The sequence below is a fragment of the Actinoplanes sp. CA-015351 genome (genome assembly GCF_050955685.1).
GTDB lineage: Bacteria > Actinomycetota > Actinomycetes > Mycobacteriales > Micromonosporaceae > Actinoplanes.
Genome location: NZ_CP192102.1, coordinates 4,920,779 through 4,934,294, shown reverse-complemented (window position 1 = coordinate 4,934,294; position 13,516 = coordinate 4,920,779). Strand labels below are relative to the sequence as shown.

Below are 13,516 nucleotides of genomic sequence, written 5' to 3'. Positions count from 1 at the left end.
TTCACCCCAGGAGGGGCGGTACGTATGTCGATCCGTCAGTAGCCTGAGTGCCTCATCGTGAGGATCGGTGGACGGATGAACGTGTCGACGACGGGTACGCCAACGCTCTGTGGACGATGTGGGCAGATCACCCCCGGCCCCTCCGGCAACTGCGCGCACTGCGGCTCGCCGCTGGCCCGCGCGGCCATCCCGCTGCAACGAGGCGTGTCCGGATCGGCCATCCCGCTGCAGCGTGGCGCGTCCACCTTGGCCGGGTCGCCGGGGTTTGCGGTTGACGACGCCGGGTTCACCCACCGGTTCCCGCCCGCGTCGGTCACGGCCCGCCCGGCGCTGAGCCGCCGGACCTGGCAGAAGATCGGCGCCGCCGGTGCGGCAGCGGTGCTCGCGGTGGTGGCGTTCGTGGTGTTCGGCCCGGATGCGCCGACTCCCCGCGGAACCGTGCAGGACTACTTCGACCACCTCAGCGACGGAGACACGGCCGCCGCGCTGGCGCTCGTCTCCACCAACGGGATGTACTCCCTCGACGGTGCGCCACTGCTGGTGCCGGAGGTGCTGGCGGACAAGGCGAACCGGCCTGCCGACCTCACCGTCACCAACGAGGAGGAGTTCACGGCCGGCGAGCCGTACACCCTGGTGACGGCCCGGTACCAACTCGGCGAGCAGTCCATGACGCAGGCCTTCGCGGTGATCAGAACCGAGGACGACGATACGCCGTACCGTCTGTATCTGCCCTTCGTGTTCCTCACCGTGGACATCCCCGGCGGGATGGATCTCGCGGTGAACGGGGTCGCGGTCGACGCCGGATCGGTGGCGCAGGGCACCCTCGCGTTCCCGGGCATCCACACGGCGACCACCAGTGGCAACGCGCTCTTCGCCGGAGCCACCCGGGCGGCGGCGTACGAGTCCGGGAGCCAGGGTGTCAACGCCGTGATCGATTTCGGGCAGCTGGAGATCGCCGCGGGCGGGCAGGAAGCCGTCCAGTCGGCCACCCAGCAGTACCTGGACGCCAACTGTGTGAACCCGTCGGGCTTCTCGTTCGGGACGTCGTGCCCGCTGCAGGCCCCGTCGATGTCGTGGAGCCAGACCACCAGCTGGGCTGTCACGGCGTACCCCCAGGTCCAGGTCTCGGCGGAGCCGGGAGAGAGCCAGGCTCGATTCGTGACCAGCACGTCGGGGTCGGCGGACTACACGATCACCTACACCGAGTTCAGCGGTGCGGAGAAGACCGAGACCGGCACCGTGCCGATCGACATCAGCGGTGTCGCCGGGATCGGCGAGGGCGGCGCCATCGAGATCGCGCTCGGTTACTAGCGACAAACGACTAGGAGTGTTGACCATGTCAAACCCGATGGGCGGCGGGTGGGCCGCGGCCGGTCCCGCCGATGAGGACATCGCCTACCGTACGCAGAACCTCAGGTTCACCAGGATGGAGCTGGCGCTCGACGAGTCGGTCTCGTTCATGGCGCTGGTCCGCCTGGCGGTGTACGCCGCGATCGCCGGTTTCCTGGTGTACTTCGCGTTCTTCCTGCTCTTCCTGCTCACCCTGCTGGGCAGCAGCGGATCGGGCGGCACCGGGCTGCTGGCCGCCTTCTCGGGCCTTCTCGGGCTCGGCTCCCTCCTCGGGTTCGTGGTTTTCTGGCTCGTACTGCTGATGGCCAAGATCCCGGAGCCGGTCGCCGAGTGGAAGACGCTGATCGAGGGCAAGGCCGCGGCGGCCGAGTCGTCGTACGCCGCGATCTATCGCTCGCTGGCCCGCCGGCAGATCCCGGTGGGTGTGTCGGCCCGCCGGATTCGCAGCGACATGCTACCGGAGTCGGTGAACAACCGGCTGATCATCACGGAGCGCACGTACGTCGCGTACATCTCGGTGTTCGCGTTCGGCACGTCGCTCTACGTCGGCTGGACGATGTGGCGTGACCGCCGTGGCTACGCGCTGATCGCCCAGTTCGTCAAGGACCTGGTCGGCGGGATGCTCGGGCGTACCGGGATCATCAACCAGATGCTGCGTACCGAGCGGGTCCGGGCCACGCGCGAGGCCGTGCACTCGGCCGTGCGGGAGGGCGTGGACGCGGCGGTCGGCGACATCGAGGTGCCGCTGGCCGCCACCTTCGGGTACGACGTCCCGGTCGAGCACCTGTCCGGCGCGGACTCGGCCTCCGCGATGGGCCCGGCCGGTGGTGCACACGCCGGGGCACACCAGCAAGGGCACCCGACGGTAGGACACTGAGACGATGGGGGATCGGCACGCGGCGGGAGTGCTGACCGCCGCCGGGCCGCACGGGGTCCACGCGTGGGTCGCGCTGTTGGTCGAGCCGGTGCCGGGCCGGGATTCCGTCACCGGAACCGATTCCTCTAACGGCACCGGCGAGCCATCCCGCGCCGACGCGGCCATCGCTGACGCGGGATGGCTCGCCGGCCAGTGGGATCCGTCCGGCGGCACCCGGCTGGAGCTGCGGTACTTGCACCGGCCCGGTGAGAAGCTGCGGTGCGTGCTGCTCGGCCGGGTGCACGCTCCGGCCGAGGACGCCGCGATCGCCGCGGCGCTGCGGTTGCGCGACCGGCTCGGCACGCTGCCGGCACACGTACGGGCTACGCCGGTCGGGTCTGCCGCCGAGATCCAGGGGTTGCTGGACCCGTTCCGGCCGCACCCGTCCGGGCTGGTCGAGGTGCGCAAGCAGATCCGTTCCGGCCAGCCGGCCCGGCGGGACGCCGGGGTCGCGTACTACCTGGCGGTGTCCCGCCTCGCAAGCGGCGCGTCCAGCTGGGACCCGCTCTGGCAGAGCGTCGCCGACCTGCCGCAGCCGTTCCTGCTGACCGTCGGGCTGGAACCGTACGCGCCACCCGCGCCCTTCGTCGCCATGCTCAACGATGTGGCCGCCCAGTACCGGCGGCTCGCCACCCCGGGGCGGTCCACGCCGACCCCGCTGCGGGGGGTGAGTTACGAGGTGGGCGCCGACCCGTTCGCGGCGTGGGCGGCCCAGCTCTTCGCCGAGGCGTCCCGGCGTTACCAGTCCGGCGTCTTCCGTACCCGGATCACTCTGGCGTCGCCCGAGCCGCTGCCGGAGCCGCTCGTCGCCAGGGTGGCGGCGACGATCTGCGCGCCGCGGGGCGACCGCGAGATCACCCATGTTCTGGTCGCGCCCGAGCCCGGCGAGCGGGAGATCGCCTGGCGCAACGTGACGACACTGGACAACGGCCGGTGGGATCGTCGGTACCTGGGCCACCTGCCTCCGGTGCCGACCGGGATGCGATTGCTGGCCGAGACAATGGATGCGAGCGAGGCGGTTTCGGCCTGGCGTCTGCCGCCCGCACCCGGAACCGGCGGCCGGACGGTTTTCAGTGGCCCGGTTTTCCAGGGCCCTGTCTTCAACAACATCGGCGCGAATGCCACGATAGTGAACGGGAGCACCGTGACGAACGCGTTCAACACCGCCCCGGCCTCGGCCGCCGAAGCAGCACCGCGGATGCGGATTTTGCTGGCGTGCGCGAACCCTCGCGGCAGTGTGCCGCTGCGTACCGGCGCCGAAGACCGTACGCTGCGACAGTCGATCAAGCTGTCGGCGGAGCGCGACCGGATCGACATCGAGACGCTCAACGCTGTCACGATCGACGATTTGCGCCGGGCCCTGCTCGGCAAACAGTTCGACATCGTCCACTTCTCCGGTCACGGCACGCGGCAGGGCCTGGTCTTCGAGGACGACGCCGGTCAGCTCTTCCAGCCGTCCAGCACGGCGCTTGCCGAGCTCCTCGCTCGCCGCAAAATCAAGGTTGCGGTGCTCAACGCCTGCTATTCGTTGTCGGTCGGACGGATCAGCGCGATCGGCACCGAGTACACGATCGCGTCCGACGGCCCGCTGTCCGATCCGGCGGCGATCGAGTTCACCCGGGGGTTCTATGACGCGCTGGGTGCGGGGCTCGCGGTACCGGACGCCTTCGAGGAGGGGAAGGGCACCGCCGCGCTGAAGGGCCTGACCTACGATGCGATCCTGCTGAACCGGGGAGAATGATGAATATGTTCAGTGAACTTGCCGGAACTCTGCATCAGGAGACCATCGACTCGGTTCTGCTGAGGGACAACCCGCTCGGCGACCCGCATGTCCGCCCGCTCTGGGTTTACACACCGCCAGGTTACGACGAAGGCGGAAATTTCCCGACAATTTATGTTATCCAGGGGTATTCGGGCCAGGTCACGATGTGGGGCAATCGCCAGGCCTTCCGGCAGCCTTTCATCGTGACCGCCGACCAGGTGTTCGCCCAGGGGAGAGCGCCGGGCTGCGTCATCGTCTACGTCGACGCGTGGACGGCGTACGGCGGCTCCCAATTCGTCGACTCGCCCGGCACCGGGAAGTACCACTCGTACCTCTGCGACGAGGTGGTCCCGTGGGTCGACGCCCATTTCCGGACGATTCCCGACCGCGAGTCCCGGGCCATCTCCGGTAAGTCGTCCGGCGGTTTCGGCGCGATGATCACGCCGATGCTGCGACCCGACCTGTTCGGCGCGCTCGCCACCCATGCCGGGGACGCGCTCTACGAGTACTGCTACCTCAACGAATTCGCCAAGAGCGCCCGGGCGCTGCGCGAATACGACAATGACATCCTCAAATGGTGGGACGACTTCCGTTCCCGGATCGCGCTGACCAAAGAACACGACATGTCGCTCACCCTGCTGCTGGGCTGCACCGCGGCGTTCTCCGCCGACCCGGACGGCACACCCCGCCTGCCGTTCGACCCGCGCTCGGGCCAGCTCATCCCGGAGCTGTGGGACCGCTGGCTGGCCTGGGACCCGATCCGGATGATCGACCGGTACGCCGACGAGTTGCGGTCGCTGCGCGCGGTCTGGATCGACGCCGGCACCCGTGACGAATGGTTCCTCGACCTCGGAGCGGAAGCCTTCAAGGACGGCCTGAACCGCATCGGCCTCCCAGCTGACCGCGTCAACTTCGAGCTCTTCCCCGCCGCCCACGGCGGCATCGACTACCGGTACCCCCTGGCCGTCGAATGGCTCGCCCACCGCCTGCAACGCTGACCTGCCTGCGGCTTTGTCCATTTTCGGTGGTTGAAGGGCCACGTCTGGCCGGGCGGTGTTGTCTCAAAAGGCTCCACACCCATTGCGGGTGTAGCCACACCCGCAATGGGTGTGGCGCTCAAGACGAATATTCCCCCGGACCGGTTCGTTGGCCTACGCGACGAGATGCCGCGCCCGCGCCCGGGCCGCCGGGCCTGGGTCACCGGGCTCGGGCGCGGTCGGCGGTCGGCGGTCGGTGCGATTTCCACCACGGCCAGGATCCGGACCCACGACCTGGACCTGGACACACGGCGGCGTTCCTTGCGACCTTGTCCCACCCCGCGGCTGGTCCGGCTGGCGGTCAGCGCTGCCTCGCGCCCGGCGTCACAGCCCTGAGCACCAGCCGGCCCAGCCCGGCCCGGGCCCGGCCGGCTCAGCCCCGGCCGGGCGAAGGCGGAGTCCCGGTGTCGAGTGGCGGCGCGAGCTCACGAATCCGCGGGGCGCCCCGGCCCGTTTCACCACTGGGCGACCTGCGCGATGTCCCACTCCCCGTTGTGCACCAGATATCCCCGGCCCACCCCGATCCGCACCGGCGCCCGCCGCGGCAACGTGACCCCGAGCAGATCACCGTCCAGGTCGACGTTGGGCCGCAGCAGCAACCCTGCTTTCGACCGGCGAACCGTTTGGGTCCAGTGCCCGTACAAACTTCGCAGCGCGTCAGCCCGCCCCGCCACCACGAAATGCAGATCCGGGAGCCCGGCCCCGAGCAGTCCGGCCAGCGCTCCGTCGGCGTCGTCAAGACCTTCCGCGTCGTCGACAAGCAGAACCGCCGGCCCGGAAACACTCCGCAACGAGGCCAGCAGCGAAGCCGCTGAGCCCCCACCCAGCGCGAACGCATCCAGCGACCCGCACTCCCGCAACGGCGACCGCCGTCCGCCGATCCCGGCCACGAACGCCCGCCCGCGCAGTACCCCGGCCAGCGCCAGCAGCGCCGTGCTCTTCCCGCACCGCGCCGGCCCCGCGATCAACGCATGATCACCTTCGTAGAGCACCAACGACGCCGTACCCAGATCCGACTCCCGTACCCCGATCGGCAACCGCCACGGCTCGCCGTCAACCACCGGAGAAGGCAGATCACCGGCCGCCACCGACGACGGCAGCACCCCGATCCGCGCCGCGACCCGAGGCCCGTCCGGATATTTCGCCGTCACCAGAGCGACCATCGCGGCGGATGTCGGCGACGGCTTGCCCACCTGCGCCTGCAACCCGGACGGCAACGCCACGAACCGCCCCGGCACCCGAGCCGGCACATCTTTGCGTGTCAGCCCGGCCTGCACATAGTCATAGGGATCCGGCAGCCGGTACAGCCAGCGCTGCGTGGTGACCGACGTCCACGCCGCCGGCACGCTGCTGAACCGATCCGCCGTGACCGCGAACCAGATCCCCGCCGCCGTCCCGTCCGCGTACAGCCGGGTGACCAGATCCATCACGGCGAGCCCGTCGACATCGTCGAACTCGGCGCGCATCGCGCTCAGATTGTCGATCAGCACGAGCAGCGGCCGTCGCGGCGGCCCACCGGAGCGCCGCAGATCCAGCTCACCGCGCAGATGCCGGACGAGCCGCACCTGCCGTTCCCGGTCGTCAGCGGCGATCAACGCCCCGGCGTGCGGAAGCGCGTCCAGAACCGCGAGATCCCCGGTTCCGTAATCCACCGCGTAGATCTCCAGCTCGTCCGGCGCCCGCGCCACCGCCAGGCTGAGCGCCAGCGAGATCAGCGTCGTCGTGGTGCCGCTGCCGGTGATCCCGAACAGCAGCAGATTCCCCGCCGCCGGATCCCAGCCGACCGGATGCTGCCGCTGATTGTCCGGATCATCGGCGAGTGCCACCACCGCCTGGACGTCCGACGGCACCAGGGTGGCCAGGTCGAGGTCGTCGCCGAGCGGTTCCGGCCAGGGGCGATGCGGCGCCGGCATCCCGTTCGCCGCCTCGGCGACGGCGTCGACCAGCCGCGCCAGGTCCGTGCGGCTCGATCCCGCAGCCGCGCCTGCGGCCGCGTCCGTTCCGGACACCCCAGGGGTACGCGTGCCAGCAGTCTCCCCGAACACGAAAGGCTCCACCGACACGGGCGAGTCGTCCCCACCACCGGAGGCCGTGGTGACAAGCGCCGTCTGGATCGGCACGACCTCACCGGGCCCGAGCCGCACGTACGCCCGCCCGGGCAGCAGACGGCTCAGTTCGGCGGCGTCGCGTACCCCGATGACGTCGACCGAGTCGGCGGCGTCCTGCACGCGCAGCGCCACCCGCAGGTTGGTGTTGGTCCTGATGTTGTCGTTGACCGCGCCGGACGGCCGCTGGGTGGCGAGGATCAGGTGCACGCCGAGGGTTCGCCCGCGTTGCGCGATCCCGACCAGGGCGGTGAGGAAGTCCGGCAGCTCCTTGGCCATCGTGGCGAACTCGTCGATCACCACGACCAGCCGGGGCATCGGCTCGGTGCCGGCGGCGCCGCTGCGGACGTACTCGATGAGGTTGTCGGCGCGCACCTCCCGCAGCCGGCGTTCGCGGCGCCGGAGTTCCGCCTCCAGCGCGCGCAGGGCGCGCTCGCCGAGCTGTTCGTCGAGGTCGGTGACGAGGCCAACGGTGTGCGGCAGGCGGGAGCACTCGTCGAACGCCGCGCCGCCCTTGTAGTCCATCAGTACGAACGTGAGGTGCTGCGGGTCGGCGTTGGTGGCGAGCGCGGCGACCAGGCTGCGCAGCAGTTCGCTCTTGCCGGAGCCGGTGGTGCCGCCGATCAGGCCGTGCGGCCCGTCCCGGATCAGGTCGAGGGTGAACACGCCGCGGTCGGTCATGCCGAGCGGCGCGGCGAGGGCGAGCGGGTCGGCGCGCTGCCAGCGGTCCCGGATCGCCGTCGCGTCGATGCCGGCCAGCCCGAGCATCGGCAGCAGGCGTACGCCGTCCGGGATGCCGGCGCCGGTACGCCGCAGCTCCGGGTCGTCGAACCGGGCCAGGTGCCGGGCACACGTGCGGGCTTCGGCGGTGGACAGCCCGGCGAGCAGCACGTTCTCCACGGCGGTGCCGTCGGCGGGCCGGCGTACCGTGGCGTCACCGTCCGGGCCGAGGATCTCGATGACCGTGTCGCAGGCGGCCGGCAGCCGGTCCGGTGTGGACGCGAGCACGATCCCGGCGACCGGCACCGGGGGATCGGCCTGCCCGAAGACGCTGGTCTTGCGGGCCCTGGCCGCGTTCAGCAGGTCCCGGGCCGGCGCGTGCACCCCTTCGGTCAGCACGTCCGAGTCGAGCACGACCAGGGCGGTCCCGGCCGCGCCGCCGGCGGCCAGCTGCCGGAGCATGGCGTCGCTGCGGTCCCGCCGGTGCGACAGCCACTGCCCGCTGTCGTCGCCGAGCCGGGTGTGCGGCAGCCACTTGCACCAGTCCCACCCGGGTTCGCGGCCGTCGTCGACGAAGACACCGATCGTCAGGTCGGCCGGCCCGTGGTGGACGGCCGCCTGGCAGAGCAGGCTGCGGGCCACGGCGAGGGCGGCGGCCCGGTCACCGGCGATGCCGACCACCCCGCCACTGTTCAGCCTGACCTCGACCGGGGCGGCCGGCAGGCGTACCGCGTCGATCCGTGCGGTGACCGCCTCCGGCATCGGGCCGCCCTCGGCGCGTACCGGGGGTTTCCAGGTCAGCGCGGCGATACCGGCGGTGAGCAGCAGGTAGTCCTCGTGGTGCGGGCGTCGTTCCCACAGCCGGGTGCTGGGCAGTTCGGCGCGGCGCAGCGTCTCCGCCGGGTCGGCCAGGATGTGCCGCAGCCGGTCGCGTTCGGCCGCCCCGGCGTCCGCCATCCGGGCGTCGAGCTCGTCGAGGCCTTCGGCGAACTTCTTCTTCCCCTCGGCGGACTCCTTGCGGTTGCGGCGCCGCGACTCCAGATAGGTGCCGATCCCGATCAGCGGCGACAGCAGCGCGAACAGCCCGAACCGCAGATCGCGGGTGATCGCCACCATCAGCACCGCGATGACCAGCGGCCCGAGCGTCGACGCCACGCTGAAGTGCGCCTTCGACGGCTCCTTCGGCTCGGCCGGCGCCGTCGTCTCGGCGGGCAGCGGTGGCGGTGCGGTGCGCGGCGGCCGGTTGAACGACACGGTCCCGCCCCGGCCCAGATGCCGCCGCAGGTCCAGCCCGGCCGGCCGGTCCGCGTCGCCGGCCCGGCGCACCGCGAGCGCCACGGCCCCGACCTCGACGACGTCACCGGGCGAGAGCGAGGCGGGCTCGCTCACCCGCACCCCGTTGACCTGTACGCCGTTGGCCGCACCCAGATCAACGACACCGACCCCGTCCGGCCCGGCGGTGAGCACACAGTGTTCCCGCGAGACGGTCTCGTCCTCCAGGCGGATCGCGGCCTGCGGGCCACGGCCCACCAGCCACTGACCGGGCGGCAGCGGAAACACCCGGCCGGCGGTCAGTCCCGCGACGGTGACCGCTTCGAACAGCGCCGGCGGCGCCTGCCGCGCGAGGTGCCCGGAGGCCGGGCCGAGCACAGCGCCCTCGTGCAGCCCCGACTCGGCGATCGGCGTCACCGTCTCCACCGGCCGCCCGTCGATCACCGCGAGCCCGGGGTCGGGTGCTCCGAGCGTACGAAAGAGGTCGGCGAGGGTGGCGTCCCGGCTGCGTGGGCGAACCGCGACCTCGACACCCGCAGGATCCGGTTGATCACCCGGCGCAAAGATGATGTGCACGACCACCCCGCCCTCGTCCGTGAGGACCAGGCTAGCCGGAGATATCCATTCAGGTGGATGTTGAGCGCAGGGCGCCGCCGAGGCTGTGCAGGATCAGGCGCAACGCCTCGTGCCGGGAAACTCGCTGCTCGGCGAGGTAACCCCACCCCGCGTACAGCTGCGCCCACAGCACGCTCTGCACCCAGTCCGCCGGGAGTGACGGATCGATCGTGCCGTCGGCATGCCCGCGCAGGACCATCGCCGTGAACTCCGGGTCGCAGCCGCCGCCACCGGTCGTCGTCTCGGCCTCGAACGACACCTGCTCGTTGAAGAGCAGCGACAGGATGTCGCCGAGGTCGAAGTATTCCTGTCCCAGGCGCCGCACCGCGTCAGCGCCGGTGCCGTCGTTGATGCGGGCGCGCAGCCGTGCCGCTTCGAGTCGTTCGCCGGCCTCCACCCGCAGGGCGGTGAGCAGCTCGGCGCGATCGGCGTAGTAGCGGTGCAACGTCGTCCGCCCCACCCCGGCGGCCACTGCCACGTCGCCGAGCGGTGCTGCCGGGTTGCGCGCGAAGACGCCGATGGCGGCGTCGAGGATCGCCTGCCGCGTGCGCGCGCGGGAACCCGAGACGGTGTCTGTCACCCCGGCAGATTAGCACTTGCCTATTTCGGAACATCAATGTTCCACTGTGGGCATGCCGGAACCCACCAGACTGCGTACGCTGCTCGCCTACCTGCGCCCGCACCGCCGCACCATGCTGCTCGGGCTGGTCCTCGGACTGATCGGCAACGCGGCCGGGCTCGCCACCCCGCTGGTCACCAAGTGGGTGCTCGACTCGTTCGGCGGTGGCCTCGACCTGCGCGCCCCGGTCGGCACCCTGCTCGCCCTGGTGATCGCCGGTTCGGTGATCACCCTCTGGCAGTGGATCCTGATGGGCCGGCTCGCGCAGCGCATCGTGCTCGACGCCCGCACGTCGATCATCAAGCGGTATTTCCAGGCCCGCATCCACGACATCCAGCGACGGTCGACAGGCGAGCTCGTCACCCGGGTCACCTCGGACACCGGCCTGCTGCACGAGGCGTCCGGCAGCATCGTCGGCCTGATCAACGCGAGTGTCGGGCTGGTGGGCACGATCGTACTCATGGGTGTTCTTGATCTGACCCTGCTCGGATGCACCCTGGCCGCGGTGATCGTGGTCGCGATCCTGATGACGCGGTTGCTGCCGCGGATCGGTGCGGCGCAGACCGCCGCGCAGGAGTCGGTCGGCCAGCTCGGCGCGAACCTCGAAGGCGCCCTGCGCGCGATCCGCACGGTCAAGGCAAGCCGCGCCGAACAGCGGCAGAGCGACCGGATCATCGGCAACGCCCAGGACGCTGCCGAGCACAGCTTCCGCGCCGCGAAGATCTCCGCCGCTGTCTGGACGATCTCCTGGTCCGGCATCAACTTCGCGGTCATCCTGATCCTCGCGGTCGGCGCCTGGCGCGCCAGCGAAGGTCTGCTGCAGGTGTCCGCGCTCGTCGCCTTCCTGCTCTACGTCTTCCAGCTGATGGGCCCGATCAGCGAGCTCACCCAGAACCTGACGGCGCTGCAGGCCGGGATCGCGGCCGCAGGCCGCATCAACGAACTGAACGACATCGTGGCCGAGCAGAGCGACTCGCCGCCGGCTCTTTCCCGGGTACGCGAAAACGGCCCCGTCATCGAGCTGCGGAACGTGTCGGCGAGTTACGGGCCGGACGCCCCGCAGGCGGTGACGGACATCGACCTGGAGATCCCGAGCCGTGGGCACCTGGCGATCGTCGGCCCGTCCGGCGCCGGCAAGACCACCCTGTTCTCCCTGCTGCTGCGCTTCCTCGAACCGGTGAACGGCGAGATCCTGCTGGACGGCCGGCCGTACGCCTCGTTCTCGCATCAGCAGGTCCGCGCCCGGCTGGCCTATGTGGAGCAGGAGACCCCGGTGGTCCCCGGCACGATCGCCGAGAACCTGCGCTACACCCACCCGGACGCCACCGACGCCGAGCTGCAGTCGGTGCTGCGCGCGGTCCGTCTGGACGACAAGATCGGCGAGCTCCCGGACGGCGTGCAGACGTCGCTCAGCTCCACGGATCTGTCGGGCGGCCAGCGCCAGCGGATAGCCCTGGCCCGCGCCCTGCTCCGCACCCCCGACGTGCTGCTGCTGGACGAGGCCACCGCCCAGGTGGACGGCCTGACCGAGGCAGCGGTCCAGGACTGCGTACGCGCCCGCGCCACCACCGGCGCGGTGGTGACGATCGCCCACCGCCTGTCCACCGTCCTGGACGCCGACCGCATCGTGGTGATGGAGGCCGGCCGGATCCGAGCCACCGGCACCCACACCGAGCTGTACGCCACCGACGACCTCTACCGCCGCCTCGTCGAAGCCCTGCGGATCGCGGCCTCGGTGCCGGCCTGACTTTGTCTAGTTTGGTTGGTGCGTATCGGGCAACCGGTTGATCATGTTCGGCTCCGGAGGGGCAGGGTGAGGGCTCACCGTGGGCTCCGAGCCACGCGGCCGCGGCCGCACGGCCCTTGCGCCCTGCGGCAGGGCCGGTCTGGTCCGGTTGGTTGTCAGCGTTGCCTCGGGGCCGCGAGACAGCGCTGACCCTGCCGGCTGAACAGGCCGGCGCCCGCAAGCCGGCGCCCGCAAGCCGGCGCCCGCAAGCCGGCGCCCGCTGCCGGCCGGGTAGCAACAGCCGGCCGTCCGCAATCTTGGAGAGTTCTGGTGCGGAGGGTCACTTACTGTCACGGCGATTTGGGCCAATCACGCATGTGTGGAGGATTCTGGTGCCTCCAGGCTCTGCCCGTTACCAAGATCGGGCCGTGATGCCCGCGGCACGACACGCAGAGCAACGAAACAAGCCCCCGGTGAACCGCGAATCGCTGCGCTCCGCCGGGCGGCCCCGCAGCACCCCCGATGCGTGTTGAATTAGGGTGCGATTCGCACCTGAAGTCCACACGAGCAGCCGTTTCGTCGGTGTGCGTGCCGACATGGGGTGCGGATCGAACCGCGAATCAACACGCGGAACCACAGGTCGACACACTGGGCCCCGGCGGTGTGGTTGTGCGGGCGGGGGATCGGGGGCCCTGCTCCGGCGGGCGTGCAGTCGGGAGCCTTGCTCTCAGGGGCGGGAACGCCGCGGGGCGGGAACGCCGCGGGGCGGGAAGCCGCTCGAGATCGGCCATCCAACTCATAAATCCTGATAAATCCGCCTTTATCCGAGGCCAGCATGCAAGCTCTCGGCGGAGCACAGGACACCTCGCCGCAAACAGAGATGCCGAAACCGCCGCTCGTACACCGGACTCCCCGCGACAACCAACGGCGCCGGATCCGTGCTGATCGCCGTGTTGCCCGAATCGACCAGCAGGGTCAGCGCCGACAGCCGGCCGGCGATCAAGAGTCACCGGCGGCGGCGACCCACGCCCAGGTGAGCCCGGCCGCCAGGCCGACCGCCAGAAATACCGGTGTCAGGCCGAGAGCGACATGGAACCCGAGCGTCGCGCCGACCCGCATGGCGGAGGCCGCGTCGTCGCCGTTGGTAATGGCCTCGACAGTCAGGATGGCGGTGACGACGGTGACCACGGCGCCCGCCCCGGCGGCGCTCCACGAGACCCCGCTCATGGTCCGCCGCACGAACCGCTGCCGTTCATCCATGCCAATCAGCCTAGTTCCGACGTGATAGTCATCGATGCCCGCCGCGCGCCCCTCCGGGAGTGTGACCCCCGCCGCAGCGGAAGTTGTTTGAATCTGAAATAGTTTCGGCGTCAAGGAAGTTGTGCAGGTCAGAT

8 protein-coding genes are annotated in these 13,516 nt (G+C 70.7%); 5 read left to right on the top strand and 3 right to left on the bottom strand.

The window, feature by feature from the left end; translation table 11 throughout:
* The first annotated feature begins 75 nt into the window (after nt 1–75).
* From ACQP2E_RS22790 to ACQP2E_RS22775, 4 genes are read left to right on the top strand one after another with little or no spacing between them, the layout of a single operon-like run.
* Entirely contained in the window at nt 76–1,311 is a 1,236-nt protein-coding gene (locus ACQP2E_RS22790; RefSeq protein ID WP_433824963.1) for a hypothetical protein, read from the top strand.
* Nucleotides 1,312–1,336: 25 nt separating this feature from the next.
* Entirely contained in the window at nt 1,337–2,227 is an 891-nt protein-coding gene (locus ACQP2E_RS22785) for an adhesin (protein ID WP_433824962.1), read from the top strand.
* Between the two features lie 4 nt (nt 2,228–2,231).
* On the top strand, nt 2,232–4,007 hold the full coding sequence (locus ACQP2E_RS22780) for a CHAT domain-containing protein (RefSeq protein ID WP_433824961.1): 1,776 nt from the start codon (nt 2,232–2,234) through the stop codon (nt 4,005–4,007).
* Between the two features lie 5 nt (nt 4,008–4,012).
* Complete coding sequence (locus tag ACQP2E_RS22775; RefSeq protein WP_433824960.1) at nt 4,013–5,026, top strand: alpha/beta hydrolase; 1,014 nt, start codon at nt 4,013–4,015, stop codon at nt 5,024–5,026.
* 494 nt (nt 5,027–5,520) lie between these two features.
* On the opposite strand, the gene ACQP2E_RS22770 is transcribed toward ACQP2E_RS22775, so the two are convergent.
* Complete coding sequence (locus tag ACQP2E_RS22770) at nt 5,521–9,738, bottom strand: FtsK/SpoIIIE domain-containing protein (RefSeq protein WP_433824959.1); 4,218 nt, start codon at nt 9,736–9,738, stop codon at nt 5,521–5,523.
* Nucleotides 9,739–9,787: 49 nt separating this feature from the next.
* Complete coding sequence (locus ACQP2E_RS22765; RefSeq protein WP_433824958.1) at nt 9,788–10,357, bottom strand: TetR/AcrR family transcriptional regulator; 570 nt, start codon at nt 10,355–10,357, stop codon at nt 9,788–9,790.
* A 52-nt stretch (nt 10,358–10,409) separates the two neighbouring features.
* On the opposite strand from ACQP2E_RS22765, the gene ACQP2E_RS22760 reads away from it, so the two are divergent.
* Nucleotides 10,410–12,143 (top strand): ABC transporter ATP-binding protein, encoded by a 1,734-nt coding sequence (locus ACQP2E_RS22760; protein WP_433824957.1) that lies wholly within the window; start codon nt 10,410–10,412, stop codon nt 12,141–12,143.
* A gap of 978 nt (nt 12,144–13,121) precedes the next feature.
* Here the strand turns inward: ACQP2E_RS22760 and ACQP2E_RS22755 are convergent.
* A complete protein-coding gene (locus ACQP2E_RS22755) occupies nt 13,122–13,382 on the bottom strand; it encodes a hypothetical protein (RefSeq protein ID WP_433824956.1) in 261 nt (86 codons plus the stop codon).
* Nucleotides 13,383–13,516: the final 134 nt, after the last annotated feature.

Coding starts and splice junctions, on each gene's coding strand:
- ACQP2E_RS22785 (WP_433824962.1), top strand. CDS start 1,337: ATGTCAAACCCGATGGGCGGCGGGTGGGCCGCGGCCGGTCCCGCCGAT.
- ACQP2E_RS22775 (WP_433824960.1), top strand. CDS start 4,013: ATGTTCAGTGAACTTGCCGGAACTCTGCATCAGGAGACCATCGACTCG.
- ACQP2E_RS22790 (WP_433824963.1), top strand. CDS start 76: ATGAACGTGTCGACGACGGGTACGCCAACGCTCTGTGGACGATGTGGG.
- ACQP2E_RS22755 (WP_433824956.1), bottom strand. CDS start 13,382: ATGGATGAACGGCAGCGGTTCGTGCGGCGGACCATGAGCGGGGTCTCG.
- ACQP2E_RS22780 (WP_433824961.1), top strand. CDS start 2,232: ATGGGGGATCGGCACGCGGCGGGAGTGCTGACCGCCGCCGGGCCGCAC.
- ACQP2E_RS22760 (WP_433824957.1), top strand. CDS start 10,410: ATGCCGGAACCCACCAGACTGCGTACGCTGCTCGCCTACCTGCGCCCG.